Below are 18,539 nucleotides of genomic sequence, written 5' to 3'. Positions count from 1 at the left end.
AGTTGAAACATGGTGACAGGCGGGAGTGAGCATGGGCATGGCGAAGGATGCGTGAGGTGCCTGGCGGCGGGATGGGCAGGGCAGCGGTGCGCCGCTGCTGCCGCGCGTTGCTGCTGGTATTCTGTGTTGCCGCGGCCCCTGCCGCCATGCCGGCCGCGCAGCAGCAGGGCCAGCGCGTGCTGTTCCTCAATGCCTACGATTACGGCCGTGCCGGCGTCGAATCGTACACGCGCACCTATGTGGCCGCCATGGCCGCCGCGGGCCTGGCCAGCGAAGACATCATGGTCGAGCACCTGAACCTGAATACCCAGGGCGACCCGGCGCTGCGCAATGAGATGCGGGATTTGTTGCTTTTAAGATACACACAGATGATGGGTCGCAAGGCTGACCTCATCATCGCCATGCAGCAGCCGGCGCTCGATTTTCTGCTGTCGGACCTGGCGCCGCTGGCGCGCGGCGTGCCCGTGCTGGCGATCAACACCTCGGGCAAGGCCTTGCCGGCCGGCAGCCCGGCATCCATCTGGCAGCAAAAGGCGAACGTCGATTTTCCCGGCACCCTGAGGCAAGCCATGGCGCTGTTCCCGGAGACCAAAACCATCGTCATGGCCGTCGGCGCCAGCGAGGCCGACCAGGCCTTGAAACGCGACATGCGGCAGGCGGCGCAGGCGTGGCAGGGCAAGGTGGCCATGCGCTATCTCGATGACCTGAGCCTGGACCAGATGCGCGCGGCGGTGGCGCACTTGCCCGCCGATACGCTGCTGGTGGCGGGCAATGTCAACCGCGACGTGGACGGCAACCTCGCCACGCCCGTGCAGTTTGCCGGGGAACTGGCGCGGCTGGCGAACGTGCCCGTCTTCGGCATGTATAACGCGACGGTCGGCAAGGGCATCCTGGGCGGCTCCCTCCTGCCTATCGAACAGGCCGCGCAGCAGGTGGCGCGGATGTCGCTGGCCGTATTGGCCGGCAAGGCGCCTGCCGCGCCCGGCGCCCTGCTGCCGCCGGCGCGTCCGGTGCCCATGTATGACTGGGAACAGCTGCAGCGCTGGGACGCCGACATCAGCCGCCTGCCGCCGCATACCCTGTTTTTCAACCGCCCGCCGCAGCTGTGGCATGAACACCGCGTCGCCGTGCTGTCGGTGGGCGCCGTGTTCCTCGCCATGGCGAGCCTGCTGAGCGCCTTGCTGCTGCAGCGCCGCCGCCTGCGCCGCGCCGAGAGCGATGCGCGCGAAAGCGAACAGCGCTTCCGCATCCTCGTCGAGCATGCGCCCGAAGCCATCGTCGTGTACGACCTGGACCAGGACCGCTTCATCGACGCCAACAGCAGCGCGCAGCGCATGCTGGGCATGTCGCGCGAGGCGCTGCTGGCGCGTGGGCCGTTCGACCTGTACACGGGCGAGCAACCCGACGGCCTGCCGCTGGGACTGATGATGGAAGAGCATCTGCGCCGCGCCATGCTGGGTGAACCCATCCTCGTTGAGCGCAATGTGCGGCGCGCCGACGGCAGCGTCTTTCCTTGCGAGGTGCGGCTGGTGCGCCTGCCGATGGAAGGGCGGCGCCTGGTGCGCAGCGGTATCGTCGACATTTCCGAGCGCAAGCACAGCGAGCAGGAGCTGCTCGGCTACCGCGACCATCTGGAGGAACTGGTGCAGCAGCGCACGGCGGCCCTGTCGGTGGCCGTCACCGAGGCCGAATCGGCGAACCGCGCGAAAAGCGTCTTCCTGGCCAACATGAGCCACGAATTGCGCACGCCCTTGAATTCCGTGATCGGCTTTTCGCAGATGATGGCCGATTCGAGCAGCATGTTCGAGGAAGAAAAGCATAACCTGGCGATCATCAACCGCGCCGGCCATCATTTGCTGACCTTGATCAACGATATCCTGGAATTGTCGAAAATCGAGGCGGGCCGCATGCAGCTGCAGGCCGGTCCCGTGGACTTGAATGGCTTGCTCGATGAGATGCTCGAGATGGTGCGCATGCGGTCGAGCGACCAGGGCATCGCGCTGCGGCTCGAGCGCGACGGCGTGCCGCCGCTGGTGCGCCTCGATGGCGCCAAGCTGCGCCAGGTGCTGTTGAATTTGCTGTCGAACGCGCTCAAGTTCATCGAGCAGGGCAGCGTGACCCTGTCGCTGGCCTGCCGGACGGACGGCGATGGGCAGGCGGCGCTGGCGTTTGCCGTGCGCGACACGGGCAGCGGCATCGCGCAAGAAGACCTGGAACGCATCTTTGAACCGTTCGTGCAGGCCGACAGCGCGGTGGCGCAGGCCGGCACGGGACTGGGGTTGACCATCTCGCGCGAATTCGTGCGCCTGATGGGCGGCGAGCTGCGCGTCGAATCGACCTTGGGCGCCGGCTCCCGCTTCAGTTTCGAGCTGCGCGCGCCGCTGCTGCAGCAAGCGGCCGTGGCGTCGCTGGCGCCGGGCCGCGTGGCGCGCCTGCCGCCGGCCCAGCGCGGGCGCATGGTGCTGCTGGTCGACGATGACGACAATTGCCGCAAGCTGCTGGCCGGCTTGCTGGCGCCGCTGGGTTTCCAGCTGCAGGAGGCGGCCGGCGGCGTGCAGGCGCAAGCGATGCTGGCGGCGCGGCGCTACGACATGGTCCTGAGCGACTGGCGCATGCCGGACATGGACGGCCTGGCGCTGACGCGCTGGCTGCGCGCGCAGCCGGCGCTGGTGCAGCCGCGCCTGGTGATCATGACCGCCTCCGCTTTCGAGGAAGAAAAGCAGGAGGCGCTGGCGGCCGGCGCCGACGGCTTCCTGCGCAAGCCGATCGAGCAGGCGCACCTGTTCGCCATGCTGGAGCAGCAGCTGGGCGTGTGTTTCCAGCGTACCGCCGCCACGCCGCCGCGCGTGCCGGTGATCGCCTTCGATCTGCGGCGGGAACTGGGCCAGCTGGGCGCGGCCGAGCGGCAGGCGCTGCTCGAATCCGTGCATGCCCTCGATTTGCGGCGCAGCGCCATCGTGCTGGCCGGCGTGGCGACCAGCCTGCCGCAGCTGGCCGCACACGTCGCCGCCATGCTGGAACAGCATCAATACCAGCCGCTGTGCGCCTTGCTGGCGCAGCTGGCCAGCGAGCCGCAGGGCGAAGACGCATGACGGTTCACGCATCCGGCGGCGCGCGCCTTGGCGGCGTGTCCATCGTGCTGGCCGTCAGCGTGGCGCTGACCTTTGTCGTCACCGCGCTGCTGCTGGTGTTCGCGGTGCTGTTTTACCAGTCCGAACGCGAACAGCGCTGGCAGCAGCTGCAGCGCAGCCTGGCCGTCAGCGCGGACCAGCTGGCCGTGGCCATCGAACTGCCCTTGTGGAATCTCGATGAAAAGCAGATGCAGGCCATCATGCGCAGCACGCTGGGCAAGCGCGAGCTGGTGGCCAGCTCCCTGACGCCGGGCATCGGCAAGGAAGCGCTGGTGTTGCGCCGCACGGCCACTGGCGCCATCGGCAGTTTCGCGTCGCTGTCCGCCGAACCTGGCTGGCTGGTTCAGCGGCGCCCCGTGACGATGGGCGGGCAAGTCATCGGCAGCGTGGCCGTGTATGCGACGCCGGCCCTGCTGCACGCGCAGCTGCGCCAGCGCGCGCTGGGCATCGGCGCCATGATCGTGGCGCTCGACGTGATCCTGGTGGCCAGCATCTGGCTGCTGATGTGGTGTCTGATGCTCAAGCCACTGAAGGCGATCGGCCAGTATGCGGCTGGCATCCAGGCGGGGCAGGGCGAGGCGTTCGGCACGCCGCCGAAAGCGTGGTTCCTGGGCGAGCTGCGCACGCTGTACCGTTCCATCCGCGAGATGGTGGCGCTGCTCGACAGCCGCTACCGCGCCTTGCAGCGCAGCGAGGAACGGGTGCAGATGGCCACCGGCGCGGCCAGTATCGGCATCTGGGACTGGAACGTCGTCAGCGACGCCTTGCAGTGGGATGAACAGATGTATGCGCAGTTCAGGGCCGATGCCGACAGCACGATGGCGCCGGCGGCGATCTGGCGCGCGGCGCTGGTGCCGGACGACGTGCCGGCCGCCAAGCGGGCCCTGCGCGCCGCGCTGCGCGCCGGCCAGGCCTTCACGCACGAGTACCGCATCCTGTGGCCCGATGGCGCCATCCGCTACATCAAGGCCGACGCCGTGATCTTCCGCGACGGCCAGGGCCGGCCCATGCGCCTGGTGGGCTCGAACTACGACATCACGGCGCACCGCGAGGCCGAGCTGGAACTGCTGCGCCACCGCCACCACCTGGAAGAACTGGTGGCCGAGCGCACGAGCGCCCTGTCGGTGGCCGTCAGCCAGGCGCAGGCGGCGAACCGCGCCAAGAGCACCTTCCTGGCGAACATGAGCCATGAACTGCGCACGCCCTTGAATTCCGTGATCGGTTTTTCGCGCCTGATGGCCGCTTCTCCGCACATGCAGGACGATGAAAAGCGCAACCTGGCCATCATCCACCGCTCCGGCACTCACTTGCTCACCCTGATCAATGAGATCCTCGAACTGTCGAAGGGCGAGGCGGGGCGCCTGCACGCGCAGACGGCCGTGGTGGCGCTGGCGCCCCTGCTGCAGGAAGTGATGGACATGCTGGGCATGCGCGCCGAGCAGCAGGGGCTGGCCTTGCGCCTCGATTGCGCGGACGTGCCTGCGGCCGTGCTGCTCGACGCGACGCGCCTGCGCCAGGTGCTGCTCAATTTGATGTCGAACGCCGTCAAGTTCGCCGGCGGCGGCGAGGTCACCTTGCGTGTGCGCGGCGAATGGCGCGATGGCGCTCAATGGATGCTGGCGTTCGCCGTCAGCGACACGGGCATCGGCATCGCCCCGGAAGACCAGCAGCGCATCTTCGAACCCTTCGTGCAGGCCGACAGCGCGGGACCGAAGGATGGCACGGGCCTGGGCCTGGCCATCTCGCGCGAATTCGTGCAATTGATGAAAGGCGAACTGACGCTGGAGTCCATGCCGGGGCAGGGCGCCACCTTCCGCTTCAGCATTCCCGCGCAGGCGGCCGAGGCGCCCGTGCAGGCGCCCATGCCGCTGACCGCAGCGCCGGCGCCCGAGGCGCCGCCGGCACTGCGGGCGCAAGACTTGCTGTTGCTGGCCGGGGAAGAGCGCGCGGCCTTGCTGGTGGCGCTGCGTGAATTGAATCTGGCCAGGGTGGCTTTGCTGCTGGCGGCCCTGCCGCCGGTGGCGGCACCCGTGCTGGCGCCGCTGCAAGCCATGCTCGACCAGCACCAGTACCGCCAGCTGTGCGATTTGCTGAAGAACGAGGGCGTGCCGGCGCACGCTTGAAAAGTGTGGGCTGACAACATCGGATTGACTGAAAAGACGGACTAAGTGCCGCCGATGGATGGTGCTAAATTGCAATAAAGATTATGATGATAGTACGTAGTTCATCGCAAAGAAATGTCTTGTCCAGCGCGGCAACCGACCGCCGCGCCTCATCCAAAGCTGAGAGAACTGCTACATGCACCGCGATTTTTCCGAAGTGAATGCCAGGGGCGAAGTACTGATCGTTGAAGATACGCCGGCTTCGCTGAAGCTGTTGAGCGATTTGCTGGGCGGCGCCGGCTATGCGGTGCGCCAGGCGCCGAACGGCGAACTGGCCCTGTGGACGGCCCAGGCGCGCCCGCCGGAGCTGATCCTGCTCGACGTGCGCATGCCGGGCCTCGACGGCTTTGAAGTGTGCCGGCGCCTGAAGGAGATACCGTCCCTGCGCCAGGTGCCGGTGATCTTCCTGTCGGCCCAGTACGATACGGACGACAAGGTGCGCGGCTTCGCGCTGGGCGCCGTCGACTTTATCGCCAAGCCCTTCCAGGCCGAGGAAATCCTCGCCCGCACCGATGCGCACGTGCGCCTGGCGCGGGCGCAGCTGCAACTGGCGCAGGAGCGCGCCAACCTGGAGCGGCGCGTGGCCGAACGCACGGCCGAACTGGAACAGGTGGCCAGCACCCTGGCGCGCGAAGTGCAGATCCGCCGCGCCAATGAAGAATTGCTGCGCCTGTCGGGCCAGGTCTTCGAGGCGACGCAGGACGCCATCCTGATCACCGATCCGGCCGGCGTCATCGTCACGGCCAATCCCGCCTTTACGCGCATCACCGGCTACGCGGCGCAGGAAGTGGTGGGCACGGACATCCTGCGCCTGCACGCCGAACACACGGGCGAAGCGGTGCTGCAGGCCATGCGCCAGGGCTTGCGCAGCAGCGGCTGCTGGTCGGGCGAGGTGCAGACGCGGCGCAAGAGCGGCGACACCTATCCCTGCCTGCTCAGCGCCTCCACCGTGCACGGCCCGGACGGCGCCGTCGTCAACTACATCGGCGTCTTCCTCGACATCAGCGAGCGCAAGGCCGAACAGCATCTGATCGATTTCCTCTCCTACCACGACGCGCTGACGGGCTTGCCGAACCGCGTGCTGCTGCGCGAGCGCTTCGAACAGGCGCGCGCGAACGCCGTGCGCGACAGCCAGCAGGTGGTGCTGATGTGCCTGGACCTGGACCGCTTCAAGAACATCAACGATTCGCACGGCCAGGCCGTGGGCGACAAGGCGCTGCAGGTGGTGGCGCGCTTCCTGTCCGGCTGCGTGCGCGAAGGCGACACGGTGGTGCGCCAGGGTGGCGACGAGTTCCAGATCCTGCTGCAGGACGATGCCCTGCTGGGGCGTACCCTGGCGCTGGCGCAAACCATCCTGGCCGGCTTGCGCGAAGAGCTCAGCGTCGATGGCGAGCGCCTGGCGCTGACGACCAGCATCGGCATCGCCATGTGCCCGGCCGACGGCGACAGCCTCGACGACGTGCTGCGCCACGCCGACACGGCGCTGGTGCGCGCCAAGGAAATGGGGCGCGACCATTACGCCTTCTTCACGGAGCGCATGGGCAGCGACATCCGCGCCCGCCTGGCGATGCAGCAGCAGCTGCGCGGCGCCATCGGCCGCGATGAATTCGAAGTGCACTACCAGCCGCAGATGTGCTTGCGCACGGGCGCCATGCTGGGCGCCGAAGCCCTGCTGCGCTGGGAAAATCCGGTGCTGGGCAAGGTGCCGCCCGGCCTGTTCATCGCGCTGGCCGAGGAATACGGCTCGATCACGGCCATCGGCGAATGGGTGCTGGAAAGCGTCTGCGCGCAGATCCGCGCCTGGCACGACGCGGGCCTGGGCAGCATCAAGGTGGCCGTCAACCTGTCCGGCAAACAGTTCGCGCAGGACCGCACGGTGCCTTTCGTCGAGGCGACCTTGCGCAAATACGGCATCGCGCCCGCCTGCCTGGGGATCGAGATCACGGAAAGCACGGTGATGGGCGACCCGGACAAGGCGGTGGCGGCCCTGACGCGCCTGAAGGATATCGGCGTGGGCATTTCGCTCGACGACTTCGGCACCGGCTATTCCAGTCTCGGCTACCTGAAGCGCTTTCCCATCGACGTGCTGAAAATCGACAAATCCTTCGTCGACGACGTCACCACCAGCAGCAGCGACGCGGCCATCGCCCGTTCCGTCATCTCGCTGGCGCACAACCTGGACATGCGCGTCATCGCCGAAGGCGTCGAAACGCGCGAGCAGGTGGCCTTCCTGACGGAACACGGCTGCGACGAAATGCAGGGCTATTATTTCAGCCGTCCCCTGGCCGCGCAAGCCTTGACGGCGCTGCTGCGCGAACGGCGCACGCTGCCCCTGGCGTGAGCGTCGCGCCGCAACGGATGCACCATGCCGGTGCGTCCGCTGCGGCGCGGTGCACGATTCTCACTTTTCCTTTCCCTGGCGCTGGCACATATCCTGCTTAGGTAATCGCTTATTTACGCGATAGTCCCGCATGCCAGACAGCACCCATCCAGCCATGCCGAATCAGGCCGCGGCCAGCCCACACGGCGCCTGGCAGGCGCAGTTGCGCCTGGGCTTTGCGCTGCACGATGGCGTCAGCCGCCTCGTCGAGCGCACGCACAGCGGTCCCTTGCGCGTGCAAAAGCCCCTGTATCCGGAAGGCGATGCCGTTTGCCACGCCATCATCATCCATCCGCCCGGCGGCGTGGTGGGTGGCGATCAGCTGGCCGTCGACGCCACGGTGGGCGAGGGCGGGCACGCCTTGCTCACGTCGCCGGGCGCCGCCAAATGGTACCGCGCCAACGGCCACGTCTCGGGCCAGCACCTCGTGCTGCGCGCGGGCAGGGGCGCGGCCATCGAGTGGCTGCCGCAGGAGAGCATCTTCTTCGACCAGGCTTGCGTGCGCCTGCGCCACGAGGTGGAACTGGCTCCGGACGCCGGCTACATCGGCTGCGACATCGTCTGCCTGGGGCGCGGCGCCTCGGGCGAAATCTTCAACACGGGCAGCATCGGCCAGCAGGTGCAGATCCGCCGCGGCGGCAGGCTGCTGTGGTGGGAGCAGGGCGAGCTGGCCGGCGGCGGCGCCCTGATGGCCAGCCCGCTGGGATTGGGGGGACACACGGTGTGCGCCACCCTGATCGCCGTCGGCACGCCCGTATCGGCCGCCGTGCTGGCGGCCGTGCGCGAGATCGCCGTGCCGGCCGGTGCCGCGTTTGGCGCCACGCACATGAAAGCGCTGGTGGTGGTGCGCCTGCTGTGCGGCGACAGCGAGGCGGCGCGCCGCATCATGCTGGCCGCCTGGCGGCTGCTGCGCCCCGCCATGCTGGGACGCGACGCCGTCGTGCCCCGCATCTGGAACACTTGATCAGGAAAGAAACGCAAGGAAAACCATGGACCTGACTCCCCGCGAAAAAGACAAGCTGCTCATTTTTACGGCCGCCCTGCTGGCCGAACGGCGCCTGGCGCGCGGCTTGAAATTGAATTATCCGGAAGCGGTGGCCCTGATCAGCGCCGCCATCATGGAAGGCGCGCGCGATGGAAAATCCGTGGCGCAGCTGATGTCGGACGGTACGAAAATACTCTCGCGCGCGGACGTCATGGACGGCATCGCCGAGATGATCCCCGACATCCAGGTGGAAGCGACCTTCCCCGATGGCAGCAAGCTGGTGACCGTGCACCACCCGATACCGTAACCAACCAAGCGACATTGACAGGAGCCCCTCATGACCCCAGGCGAATACCAATTGGAAGAAGGCGAAATCAGCTTGAATGCCGGGCGCGCCACGGCCACCGTGGTGGTGGCCAACCGGGGCGACCGGCCGATCCAGGTCGGCTCGCACTTTCACTTTTTCGAGGTCAATCCGGCGCTGGCCTTCGAGCGCTGGCGCGCCTACGGCATGCGCCTGAACATCACTGCCGGCACGGCCGTGCGCTTCGAGCCGGGCCAGCAGCGCACGGTGGAACTGGTGGCGCTGGCGGGCGAGCGCAAGGTCTATGGCTTCAATGGCGCAGTGATGGGCGAACTGCAAGACACCCCACCGGGAAAGGATTGAGATGGCCAGCATTCCCCGCAGCGCTTACGCCGAGATGTTCGGTCCCACCAAGGGCGACCGCATCCGCCTGGCCGACACGGAACTGTTCATCGAGATCGAGCATGACTACGCGATCCATGGCGAAGAGGTGAAATTCGGCGGCGGCAAGGTGATCCGCGACGGCATGGGCCAGTCGCAGCGCTGCGCGGCAGAGGTGATGGACACCGTCATCACGAACGCCGTCATCCTCGACCACTGGGGTATCGTGAAGGCCGACATCGGCCTGAAAAACGGCCTGATTTTCGGCATCGGCAAGGCGGGCAACCCGGACATCCAGCCCGGCGTGACCCTGGCCATCGGCGGCGCGACCGAGATCATCGCGGGCGAAGGCCTGATCGTCACGGCCGGCGGCGTCGACACGCATATCCACTTCATCTGCCCGCAGCAGATCGAGGAAGCGTTGATGAGCGGCGTGACCACCATGCTGGGCGGCGGCACGGGACCGGCCGTCGGCACGGCCGCCACCACCTGCACGCCGGGACCGTGGCATTTGCACGCCATGCTGGCGGCGGCCGACGCCTTCCCGATGAACCTGGGCTTCATGGGCAAGGGTAACGTCAGCCTGCCGCTGCCGCTGGAAGAGCAGGTGCGCGCGGGCGCCATCGGCCTGAAACTGCATGAGGACTGGGGCAGCACGCCGGCCGCCATCGACAACTGCCTGTCGGTGGCCGACCGCATGGATATCCAGGTGGCGCTGCACAGCGATACCCTCAACGAAGGCGGCTTCCTCGAGCATACGCTGGCCGCCTTCAAGGACCGCACCATCCACACGTTCCACACGGAAGGGGCGGGCGGCGGCCATGCGCCCGACATCATCGCCGCCGTGGGGCAGGCCAACGTGCTGCCGTCGTCGACGAATCCGACGCGCCCCTTCACCGTCAACACGCTCGACGAGCACCTGGACATGCTGATGGTGTGCCACCACCTGGACCCGGCCATTGCCGAAGACGTGGCGTTCGCCGAGTCGCGCATCCGCCGCGAAACCATCGCCGCCGAAGATATCCTGCACGACATCGGCGCCATTTCCATGATGTCGTCCGACTCGCAAGCGATGGGGCGCGTGGGCGAAGTGATCATGCGCACCTGGCAGACGGCGCACAAGATGAAGGTGCAGCGGGGCGCGCTGGCGCCCGACACGGCGCGCAGCGACAACTTCCGCGCCAAGCGCTACATCGCCAAGTACACGATCAACCCGGCCATCACGCATGGGATATCGCACGTGGTGGGCTCGATCGAGGCGGGCAAGATCGCCGATATCGTGCTGTGGAAGCCGGCCTTCTTCGGCGTCAAACCGTCGATGATACTCAAGGGCGGCATGATCGCCGCCGCGCAGATGGGCGACCCGAACGCGTCGATTCCCACGCCGCAGCCCGTGCATTACCGCATGATGTTCGGCGCCTTCGGCGGCGGCCTGAAAAAGTCGTTTACCTTCGTCTCGCAGGCGGCCTGCGAGCTCGATATCGGGCATCAGCTCAAACTGAATAAATCCGTCATCGCCGTGAAAAACATGCGCGGCTTGCGCAAGGCCGACATGATCCACAACGGCGCCACGCCGCACATGGAAGTGGACCCGGAAACCTATGCCGTGCGGGCCGACGGCCAGCTGCTCGTGTGCGAGGCGGCCGCCGTGCTGCCGATGGCGCAGCGTTATTTTCTATTCTAAGCGGGAGACAAGCATGCTCACTTTGCATACCAAACTGGCGGCGGACGATCACCGCGCCGCCGTTGCTCAACTGGTGCTGCCCTACGACCAGCGCGAAAAATGCCGGCTGCGCGCCGTGCTGTCGAATGGCGACGACGTCGCCGTGTTCACCGTGCGCGGCACGGTGCTGCGCGACGGCGAACGCATGACGGGACCGGAAGGCCAGGTGGTGCAAATCGTCGCCGCGCGCGAGCCGACCTACCTGGTGCGCTGCGCGGATGCGCACACGCTGCTGCGCTGCGCTTTTCATTTGGGGAACCGCCACACGCAGGCGCAGGTGGGCGACGGCTTTTTGCGCATCCGCAAGGACGTGGTGCTGAAGGAGATGCTGGAAGGCTTGCACGCCAGCGTCATGGAAGAAGATGCGCCGTTCGAGCCGGAGGCGGGCGCGTACGGCGGCGGCCATGGCCATCACGACGGCCACGGCCAGCATTTGCTGGCACCCGTGCCGCTGCGGCAGAAAATCCACCGTCCGGGCGACGTGCCAGGCGCCGCATGATGCAGGCGTCGGCCCTGCTGCATCTGCTGCAATTCGCCAGCCCGGCCCTGCCGATCGGCGCCTACAGCTATTCGCAGGGGCTGGAAGCGGCGCTGGAATCGGGCCTGGTGAAGGACGCGGCCACGGCGCGGGACTGGATCGCCCAGCATCTGGCGCAGGTGGTGGCGCGCTGGGAAGCGCCCCTGTGCTGGCGCCTGATGCAGGCGTTCGAGGCGCAGGACCTGCACGCGGTCGCGCGCTGGAGCGAGCGCTTCATCGCCTCGCGCGACACGGCGGAATTTCGCGCCGAAACCATCCAGATGGGCTATTCGCTGACCAAGCTCCTGGCCGAGCTGGGCGTGGCCGACGGCGTCTTGATCGACATGCTGCAGGGGCAGCCTGAAGTGGCCCTGCCCACGGCCTATGCGTGCGCCGTGGCGGCGCTGGCGATTCCGCGCGAAGAGGCGCTGCTGGCCATGCTGTTCGCGTGGGCGGAAAACCAGGTGCTCGTCTGCGTGAAATCCGTGCCGCTGGGGCAGGTGGCGGGCCAGCGCCTGCTGCTGTCGCTGCGGCCGGAACTGGAAGCGGCGGCCCTGGCGGCGCAAACCTTGCAGGACGACGAGATGGGCAACTGGGCGCCCGGCCTGTCGCTGCTGTCGATGCGGCACGAAGTGCAGTACAGCCGCCTGTACCGTTCCTGAATCATTTTATGAGAGAGCAAACATGACCTCACTATCCTCCAATCCGCTGCGCGTGGGCATCGGCGGGCCCGTCGGCTCGGGCAAGACGGCCCTGTGCGAAATGCTGTGCAAGGGCATGCGCGAGCGCTACGACATGGCCGTCATCACGAATGATATTTATACCAAGGAAGACATGGAAATCCTGCTGCGCGCGGACGCCTTGCCGGCCGAGCGCCTGATGGGCGTGGAAACGGGCGGCTGCCCGCACACGGCCATCCGCGAGGATGCATCGATCAACCTGGAAGCGATCGCGCGCATGCAGGCCGATTTTCCCGAGCTCGACTTGATTCTGGTCGAATCGGGCGGCGATAACCTGGCCGCCACCTTCAGCCCGGAATTGTCGGACTTGACCATTTACGTGATCGACGTGGCGGGCGGCGAAAAGATCCCGCGCAAGGGCGGGCCCGGCATCACGCGCTCCGATTTGCTCATTATCAACAAGACGGACCTGGCGCCCTACGTGGGCGCCAACCTGGACGTGATGGCGCAGGACGCCAAACGCATGCGCGGCGAGCGCCCCTTCGTGTTCACCAACCTGCGCAGCGGCGACGGCGTGCAGCTCGTCATCGATTTTATCCGCGAGCAAGGTTTGCTCGATCAACCAGGCAAGGAGCTGCAATGAGCGCAACACTGATGAAGAAAACGGCCGCCGTGGCGGCGCTGTGCCTGCTGGCCCTGCCAGCGATGGCCCACCCCGGTCACGGCGGGAGCGCCGGCTTCCTGGCCGGCTTCGCCCATCCGTTCACGGGTGTCGACCATTTGCTGGCCATGCTGGGCGTGGGTATCTGGGGCGGCCAGCAGCGCCGCGGCTGGGGCCAGCCGGCCACTTTCCTCGGCATGATGCTGCTGGGCGCGCTGGCCGGCATGGCGGGCTTGACGGTGCCCGGCCTGGAAACGGGTATCGCCGCCACTGTGGCGCTGGTGGGACTGGTCATCGCGCTGGCGCTGGCCTTGCCGAACTGGCTCGGCATGGGATTGGTGGGCCTGTTCGCGCTGGCGCATGGCAATGCGCATGGCCAGGAATTGCCGGCAACAGCGGCCGCATGCGGTTTCATGCTGGCCTCGGTTGTCCTGCTGGGTGCAGGGCGTTTCCTCGGCCAGGTGCTGGCCGAGCGCATGCTGCGTGGCGCCGGCGTGGCCTTGACGGCCGCCGGCGTGGTGTTGCTGGGGCTAGCTTAAGCGCCAGGGCGCTTGTCGGACAACACGATGGGCGCCGCCTTTTCCGGGTGCAAGCCCTGGTGGCCCGCATACACGGCGGCGATGGCGGCCATGTCGGCCTCCTTGTCGCCCGTCAAATATAAATGGTCGACGACGCCCAGCACCTTGTTCGGGTAGTCGATGTAGACCAGCAGCAAGGGCACCTTGGCCGCCAGGGCCAGGTGGTAAAAGCCGCTTTTCCAGTTCGGCCGGTAGCTGCGCGTCGCTTCCGGCGTGATGGCCAGCCAGTACCAGTCGGCGGCCAGCATGCGTTCGGCCTGGCGCCCGATGGTGCCGCTGGTGGTGCTGCGGTCGACGGGTTCGCCGCCCAGATAGCGCAGCACCTTGCCCATCGGGCCGCGGAACAGCGAATCCTTGGCCAGCCAGCGGAACGGCAGGGACAGCGCCCATTTGCCGAACAGGCCCACCATGAAATCCCAGTTCGAGGTATGCGGGTAGACGACGGCGATGCCGCGCGGACCGGGCAGGGGGCGAAAGCGCATGCGCCAGCCAAACAGGTGCAGCACGCGCAGCGCGCAGCGCTGGTGCCAGGTCGGCAAGTCGCCCGCTTGTACAAATAAATCGTCCATTGATACCCTTCAGTGACACTGTTCTAATGGGATGGCGCTGGTGGCCATTTTCCTTGAAGCAAAATTCTGCGCAGGCATTCTATACGGGGCTGGCGATGGCGACAAGCAGCCGAGGCCGCTATTCATGCGGTGTCGCGGTGCTTGCTGCCGCTATTTTAACGATGCTTTGTCACTCTGTCGGGCACTAAATGCGCACAGTGTGGTCAAAACTTGATGCAGTGTTGATCCACCGGACGGGGAGCCAGGGCATGAAAAACAGCAGCGACGATGTAACTGGGGAGCATGTGCGAACGGACAAAGTGATGGCCGAGCTCGTCGAGCGGGGTGTCGCTTTCCATCACACCCTGGGGCGGACGGTGGCGACCGCCTATTTGCGCGAGCACGCGGTACCGGTCGAGGTGATACGCCGCGTCTTCAGCAGCGTGCAGGCGCGTCGTCCGGCGCGGCCGGTACGGCGCCGATGGCGCTGAAGGGGGAGTGGCGGCGCCGCGGCGGACGCCGCGATCGTCACGCAGTCAGTTGCGTTGGTATCGTTGCGCCTGCCGCCAAGGGCTGAGCGGCGTAGTGTCGCTCAGCGTGCTTTCAGGGTGCCGTTCAGGCTTGCGCCACCAGTGCCGGATAATCCGTGTAGCCGGAGGCATCCGGCGCGTACAGGGTATCCGGGTTCAGCGGATTCAAGGGCGCGTCGCGGTGCAGGCGGATGGGCAGGTCGGGATTGGCGATGAACCACAGGCCAAAGGCGACGGCATCGGCTTCGCCCTTGGCCAGCAGGGTTTCGGCCGCCGCCTTGTCCATTTTTTCGTTGGCAATGTACACGCCGCCGAATTCCTGCTTCAGGTAGGGGCCCAGGCGGTCTTCGCCCAGCGCTTCGCGGGCGCAGATGAAGGCGATGCCACGCTTGCCCAGCTCGCGCGCCACATAGCCGAAGGTGGCGCGCGGGTCGGAATCGCCCATGTCGTGCGCGTCGCGGCGTGGCGCCAGGTGCATGCCGACCCTGTCCGCGCCCCAGACCTCGATGCACGCGTCCGTCACTTCCAGCATCAAGCGGGCGCGGTTTTCAATCGAACCGCCATAGTTATCGGTGCGCAAGTTGGTGCTGTCTTGCAGGAACTGGTCGAGCAAGTACCCGTTGGCGCCATGGATTTCCACGCCATCGAAGCCCGCTTTTTTCGCATTTTCGGCGCCCAGGCGGTAGGCCGCCACGATGCCGGGAATTTCTTCCGTATCGAGCGCGCGCGGCGTGACGAATTCCTGTTTCGGTCGCACCAGGCTCACGTGGCCGGCCGGCTTGACGGCGCTGGGCGCCACGGGCAAGTCGCCATCGAGGAAGACGGGGGCGGAAATGCGGCCTACATGCCATAGTTGCAGTACGATCAGGCCGCCTGCGTCATGCACGGCCTTGGTGATGTGTTTCCAGCCTTCCACCTGCTCCTCGGACCAGATACCCGGCGTGTCGGCATAGCCCACGCCCTGCGGCGTGACGGCCGTCGCTTCCGAAATGATCATGCCGGCCGAGGCGCGCTGCGTGTAGTACTCGGCCATCAGGGCGTTGGGCACGCGGCCCGGATTGCCGGCGCGCGAACGCGTCAGCGGCGCCATGATGATGCGGTTTTTCAGTTGCAGGCTGCCAATGGTGATGGGGTCGAATAAAGTTGCCATGATTGCTATTTTTCCTGTCGAGAGTGCCGCGGACGGCGATATGGATGGGGCTACTGCTACAAACCATGCTGCATGTGCTCCAGAAAAGCCTGGATGGTGGCTTCATTGCGCTTGAAGAAGCTCCACTGCCCGACTTTTCTGGGGGAAATCAAGCCAGCCTTTTGCAAGGTGGCCAGGTGTGCCGAGACTGTCGATTGCGACAGGCCCAGCTTGCGGTCGATCAATCCGGCGCAAACGCCGAATTCCAGCGGATGGTCTTGCTGGGCAAAATGCTGCTCCGGCTCTTTCAGCCATTGCAGGATCTGTCGCCGCACGGGATTGGCCAGCGCCTTGTGGATGGCGTCGATGTCCATGGTGTTTCTCCTGATCGATGTTCGTCTGTAGACGATATATGGATCGTCTTTTGTGAATTTCAATATCGGTATAATACGATATAAATGCACAAGCTGCTGGCGGCGTGGATTGTTCAAGGAGGGGAGGGCGGCCTGCTGGCCGCCCCGGCAGGAATCAGGCGAAGTGGAACAGCAGCAAGGCGATGACGGCAGGCACCGTTTGCAGGTAGAGGATGCGCGTCATGACGGTGGCCGCGCCCCACACGCCGGCCACGGCGATGCAAGCCAGGCCGAACACGGTGAAGGCATGGGCGATGGCCGCGTCCGGGTGGAAAAAGCCCAGCGCCAGCGCCGCGACGAGAAAACCGTTGTAGCAACCCTGGTTCGACATGGCGGGACGCACGATCTCCGCTTTTTCCTTCGACAGGCCAAACACCTTGCGTCCGCGCGCATCGAACAGCACGGTTTCCAGCAGCACGATATACACGTGCAGCAGCAGGATGAGGGCGGTAAGGAGTTGGGCCAGTAGCAGCATCATTGTTCCCGAGAGTGTATGAATACGGCAATTATGCCGCCATGTGCAGGTTCTTTGGCAACTTTCGATGGGAGCGGCCGCACCAGGAAAATGTGCTGGAGGCAAGACTTTTCACCCAATGGTATACTTTTCCCTTTGCTCCTGTGGGGACGACCCCGCTCGATGTGGGGGCTGCATGGCGGGGACGACCCTGCCGCCTCGGGAGAAATGTATGGCGTGGATTATTTTAGTATTGGCTGGTTTGCTGGAAATCGGCTGGGCCATCGGCCTCAAATACAGTGCCGGCTTCACCCGCCTCGTGCCCTCCGCGCTGACGGCTGTTTCCATGCTGGGCAGCGTGGTGATGCTGGGCCTGGCCTTGCGCACCTTGCCGCTGGGCACGGCGTACGCCATCTGGACGGGCATCGGCACCGTCGGCACGGCCATCTTCGGCATCATGGTGCTGGGCGAGCCGGCCAGCGCCGCGCGCATCGCCTGCATCGCCCTGATCGTGTCGGGCATCCTGGGCTTGAAGCTGCTCAGCCCCCAATAAAGGACGCCAGCATGAGCCTCGCCATGACGTACTTCTACCTGGCCATCGCCATCATCGCCGAAGTGATCGCCACCAGCGCCTTGAAGGCGTCCGACGGCTTCAGCCGCTTGTGGCCCAGCATCATCACCGTGGTCGGCTACGGCATCGCTTTCTGGTGCTTGTCGCTGACCCTGAAGGTCATTCCTACCGGCATCGTGTATGCGATCTGGTCCGGCGTGGGCATCGTGCTCATCTCCGCCGTCGGCTGGTTCTGGTTCAAGCAAAGCCTGGACACGCCAGCCTTGATCGGCCTGGGGCTGATCATTGCCGGCGTGTTAGTGATCAATTTGTTTTCAAAGTCCGTCGGACATTAATCAAAAGCTGCTGGCCACCCGCGCCAGGTAATACCACTCGGCATTGGCTTGCGCGTTGACGTCCGGAAACAGGATATAGGCGTCGAATTCGGCCGTCACGAGCGTGCCATCGGCGCGCACGCCGATCTGCTCGCCCTGTTTGACCTTGTCAAAGCTGGACCAGGTCTTGATGAAGCGGTCGCTTGCATGCAGCTTGTCGTGCACGACGACCATGTTCAGCGCTTCCATGTCGGCGTCGGCGATCGGCTCCGGTTGCGGCGCGTCGATGAAGCCGAGGAAGGCGAGGGTGTTCATGATGGCGCGGTAGGCCACATCCGGCGCGGCCGGGTCCGCATGCTGGCCGCATTCCAGGGTCAGGGCGTAGCCGCCCGTCGAGCGCATGTATTCGGTGGTGCCCACGCCATAGCGCAAGACCAGGCCCACCTGGTCGCTATTGCCCAGGCGGCGCTGCACACCCTGGCCGTAGGCATGCAGCCAGCCGTCGACGAAGCGGCGCACGCCCAGGCGGCGCGCCAGCGCGCGTTCCTTGTCTTCGTGTTGAAACGGTTGCAGCGGACCATCGTTGTTGCGCGGTCCGACCATGACGAAAGGCTGGCTGTCGGCGTTGAACGAGTGCAAATCCAGCAGCACGTCGTGCTGGCCCAGCAGCGGGCACAGCCAGTTGGCGATGCGGTCTTCGAAATCCTGCGGATGGTCGTTCGGGAACAGGTTGCGGTTCAGGTTGCGGTCGCCGCTGCGCACGCCCTTGGCGTAGGCGAGCGGGTTGGTGATGGGCACGAAGGTGACGCTGCCGGCGAGAATCGAGAGGGCGCCGCTGTCGAGTTCAGCCATCACGCGCTGGATGCCCTTGGTGCCGCAGGTTTCATTGCCGTGCACGGCGCCGGTGACGATCAGGCGCGGGCCGCTGCCCTGGCCCGTGTAGTTGATGGATTTGAAATGGAGTGCGCTGCTCATGCTGGACATATCCTATTGGTATCAGGGAGGGGAAAGCGGGGTCGGCATATTTTAGCGGGATTCCCGCGGCGCGCCCGTAAAAATGTGGCCATGGCAGGCGTCG

General features: G+C 66.0%; 19 protein-coding genes. 14 read left to right on the top strand and 5 right to left on the bottom strand.

The genetic code is table 11. The annotated features are described in order from the left end of the window. The first annotated feature begins 71 nt into the window (after positions 1-71). The 11 genes from J0O65_RS17265 to J0O65_RS17215 all read left to right on the top strand — a co-directional run bounded on the left by J0O65_RS17265 (position 72) and on the right by J0O65_RS17215 (position 13,463). Positions 72-3,092 carry a sensor histidine kinase gene (locus J0O65_RS17265; RefSeq protein WP_215408487.1) on the top strand — a complete coding sequence of 1,007 codons (3,021 nt, stop codon included), beginning with the start codon at positions 72-74 and terminating at the stop codon, positions 3,090-3,092. Continuing rightward, positions 3,089-5,254, top strand: coding sequence for a sensor histidine kinase (locus J0O65_RS17260; RefSeq protein ID WP_215408486.1), 2,166 nt, complete (start codon positions 3,089-3,091; stop codon positions 5,252-5,254). Before J0O65_RS17265 ends, J0O65_RS17260 begins: the two co-directional genes overlap by 4 nt. 175 nt (positions 5,255-5,429) lie before the next feature. Then, entirely contained in the window at positions 5,430-7,634 is a 2,205-nt protein-coding gene (locus tag J0O65_RS17255; protein ID WP_215408485.1) for an EAL domain-containing response regulator, read from the top strand. Positions 7,635-7,764: 130 nt separating this feature from the next. Continuing rightward, positions 7,765-8,637 (top strand): urease accessory protein UreD, encoded by an 873-nt coding sequence (locus tag J0O65_RS17250; RefSeq protein ID WP_215408484.1) that lies wholly within the window; start codon positions 7,765-7,767, stop codon positions 8,635-8,637. Positions 8,638-8,662: 25 nt separating this feature from the next. Continuing rightward, entirely contained in the window at positions 8,663-8,965 is a 303-nt protein-coding gene (locus J0O65_RS17245) for an urease subunit gamma (RefSeq protein ID WP_034751936.1), read from the top strand. 30 nt (positions 8,966-8,995) lie between these two features. Beyond that, positions 8,996-9,325, top strand: a complete 330-nt coding sequence (locus J0O65_RS17240) for an urease subunit beta (protein WP_035819980.1) — start codon at positions 8,996-8,998, stop codon at positions 9,323-9,325. 1 nt (position 9,326) lies between these two features. Next, the gene (gene ureC, locus J0O65_RS17235; protein WP_215408483.1) at positions 9,327-11,027 is read left to right on the top strand and encodes an urease subunit alpha; all 1,701 of its coding nucleotides are present in this window, start codon (positions 9,327-9,329) and stop codon (positions 11,025-11,027) included. A 13-nt stretch (positions 11,028-11,040) separates the two neighbouring features. Further along, complete coding sequence (gene ureE / locus J0O65_RS17230; protein WP_215408482.1) at positions 11,041-11,565, top strand: urease accessory protein UreE; 525 nt, start codon at positions 11,041-11,043, stop codon at positions 11,563-11,565. Next, a complete protein-coding gene (locus J0O65_RS17225; RefSeq protein WP_215408578.1) occupies positions 11,565-12,245 on the top strand; it encodes an urease accessory protein UreF in 681 nt (226 codons plus the stop codon). The genes ureE and J0O65_RS17225 overlap by 1 nt, the downstream gene beginning before the upstream one ends. Before the next feature lie 22 nt (positions 12,246-12,267). Next, positions 12,268-12,906, top strand: a complete 639-nt coding sequence (gene ureG, locus J0O65_RS17220) for an urease accessory protein UreG (RefSeq protein WP_215408481.1) — start codon at positions 12,268-12,270, stop codon at positions 12,904-12,906. Further along, complete coding sequence (locus J0O65_RS17215) at positions 12,903-13,463, top strand: HupE/UreJ family protein (protein ID WP_251373792.1); 561 nt, start codon at positions 12,903-12,905, stop codon at positions 13,461-13,463. Before ureG ends, J0O65_RS17215 begins: the two co-directional genes overlap by 4 nt. On the opposite strand, the gene J0O65_RS17210 is transcribed toward J0O65_RS17215, so the two are convergent. Further along, positions 13,460-14,071 carry a 1-acyl-sn-glycerol-3-phosphate acyltransferase gene (locus tag J0O65_RS17210; RefSeq protein WP_152250980.1) on the bottom strand — a complete coding sequence of 204 codons (612 nt, stop codon included), beginning with the start codon at positions 14,069-14,071 and terminating at the stop codon, positions 13,460-13,462. The genes J0O65_RS17215 and J0O65_RS17210 overlap by 4 nt on opposite strands. A 248-nt stretch (positions 14,072-14,319) precedes the next feature. Here J0O65_RS17210 and J0O65_RS17205 point away from each other — a divergent pair, with 248 nt between their 5' ends. Continuing rightward, a complete protein-coding gene (locus tag J0O65_RS17205; RefSeq protein ID WP_215408480.1) occupies positions 14,320-14,541 on the top strand; it encodes a hypothetical protein in 222 nt (73 codons plus the stop codon). Between the two features lie 124 nt (positions 14,542-14,665). On the opposite strand, the gene J0O65_RS17200 is transcribed toward J0O65_RS17205, so the two are convergent. From J0O65_RS17200 to J0O65_RS17190, 3 genes are all read right to left on the bottom strand, one after another. After that, on the bottom strand, positions 14,666-15,730 hold the full coding sequence (locus tag J0O65_RS17200; RefSeq protein ID WP_215408479.1) for an alkene reductase: 1,065 nt from the start codon (positions 15,728-15,730) through the stop codon (positions 14,666-14,668). A 56-nt stretch (positions 15,731-15,786) separates the two neighbouring features. After that, positions 15,787-16,083, bottom strand: coding sequence for an ArsR/SmtB family transcription factor (locus J0O65_RS17195; protein ID WP_215408478.1), 297 nt, complete (start codon positions 16,081-16,083; stop codon positions 15,787-15,789). A gap of 154 nt (positions 16,084-16,237) precedes the next feature. Then, a complete protein-coding gene (locus tag J0O65_RS17190) occupies positions 16,238-16,600 on the bottom strand; it encodes a DUF1304 domain-containing protein (RefSeq protein WP_502793572.1) in 363 nt (120 codons plus the stop codon). A 208-nt stretch (positions 16,601-16,808) separates the two neighbouring features. Between J0O65_RS17190 and sugE the strand changes: the two genes are divergently transcribed. Both sugE and J0O65_RS17180 read left to right on the top strand, forming a co-directional pair. Then, positions 16,809-17,129 carry a quaternary ammonium compound efflux SMR transporter SugE gene (gene sugE, locus J0O65_RS17185; protein ID WP_101481825.1) on the top strand — a complete coding sequence of 107 codons (321 nt, stop codon included), beginning with the start codon at positions 16,809-16,811 and terminating at the stop codon, positions 17,127-17,129. Between the two features lie 23 nt (positions 17,130-17,152). Continuing rightward, complete coding sequence (locus tag J0O65_RS17180) at positions 17,153-17,482, top strand: SMR family transporter (protein WP_215408576.1); 330 nt, start codon at positions 17,153-17,155, stop codon at positions 17,480-17,482. On the opposite strand, the gene J0O65_RS17175 is transcribed toward J0O65_RS17180, so the two are convergent. Further along, on the bottom strand, positions 17,483-18,445 hold the full coding sequence (locus J0O65_RS17175) for a M14 family metallopeptidase (RefSeq protein WP_215408476.1): 963 nt from the start codon (positions 18,443-18,445) through the stop codon (positions 17,483-17,485). Between the last annotated feature and the right edge of the window lie 94 nt (positions 18,446-18,539).

The organism is Janthinobacterium sp. JC611 (assembly GCF_018682595.1).
Taxonomy (GTDB): Bacteria; Pseudomonadota; Gammaproteobacteria; order Burkholderiales; family Burkholderiaceae_D; genus Janthinobacterium.
The sequence above is the reverse complement of the archived record's forward strand: the minus strand, read 5'-3'. Positions and strand labels throughout refer to the sequence as shown.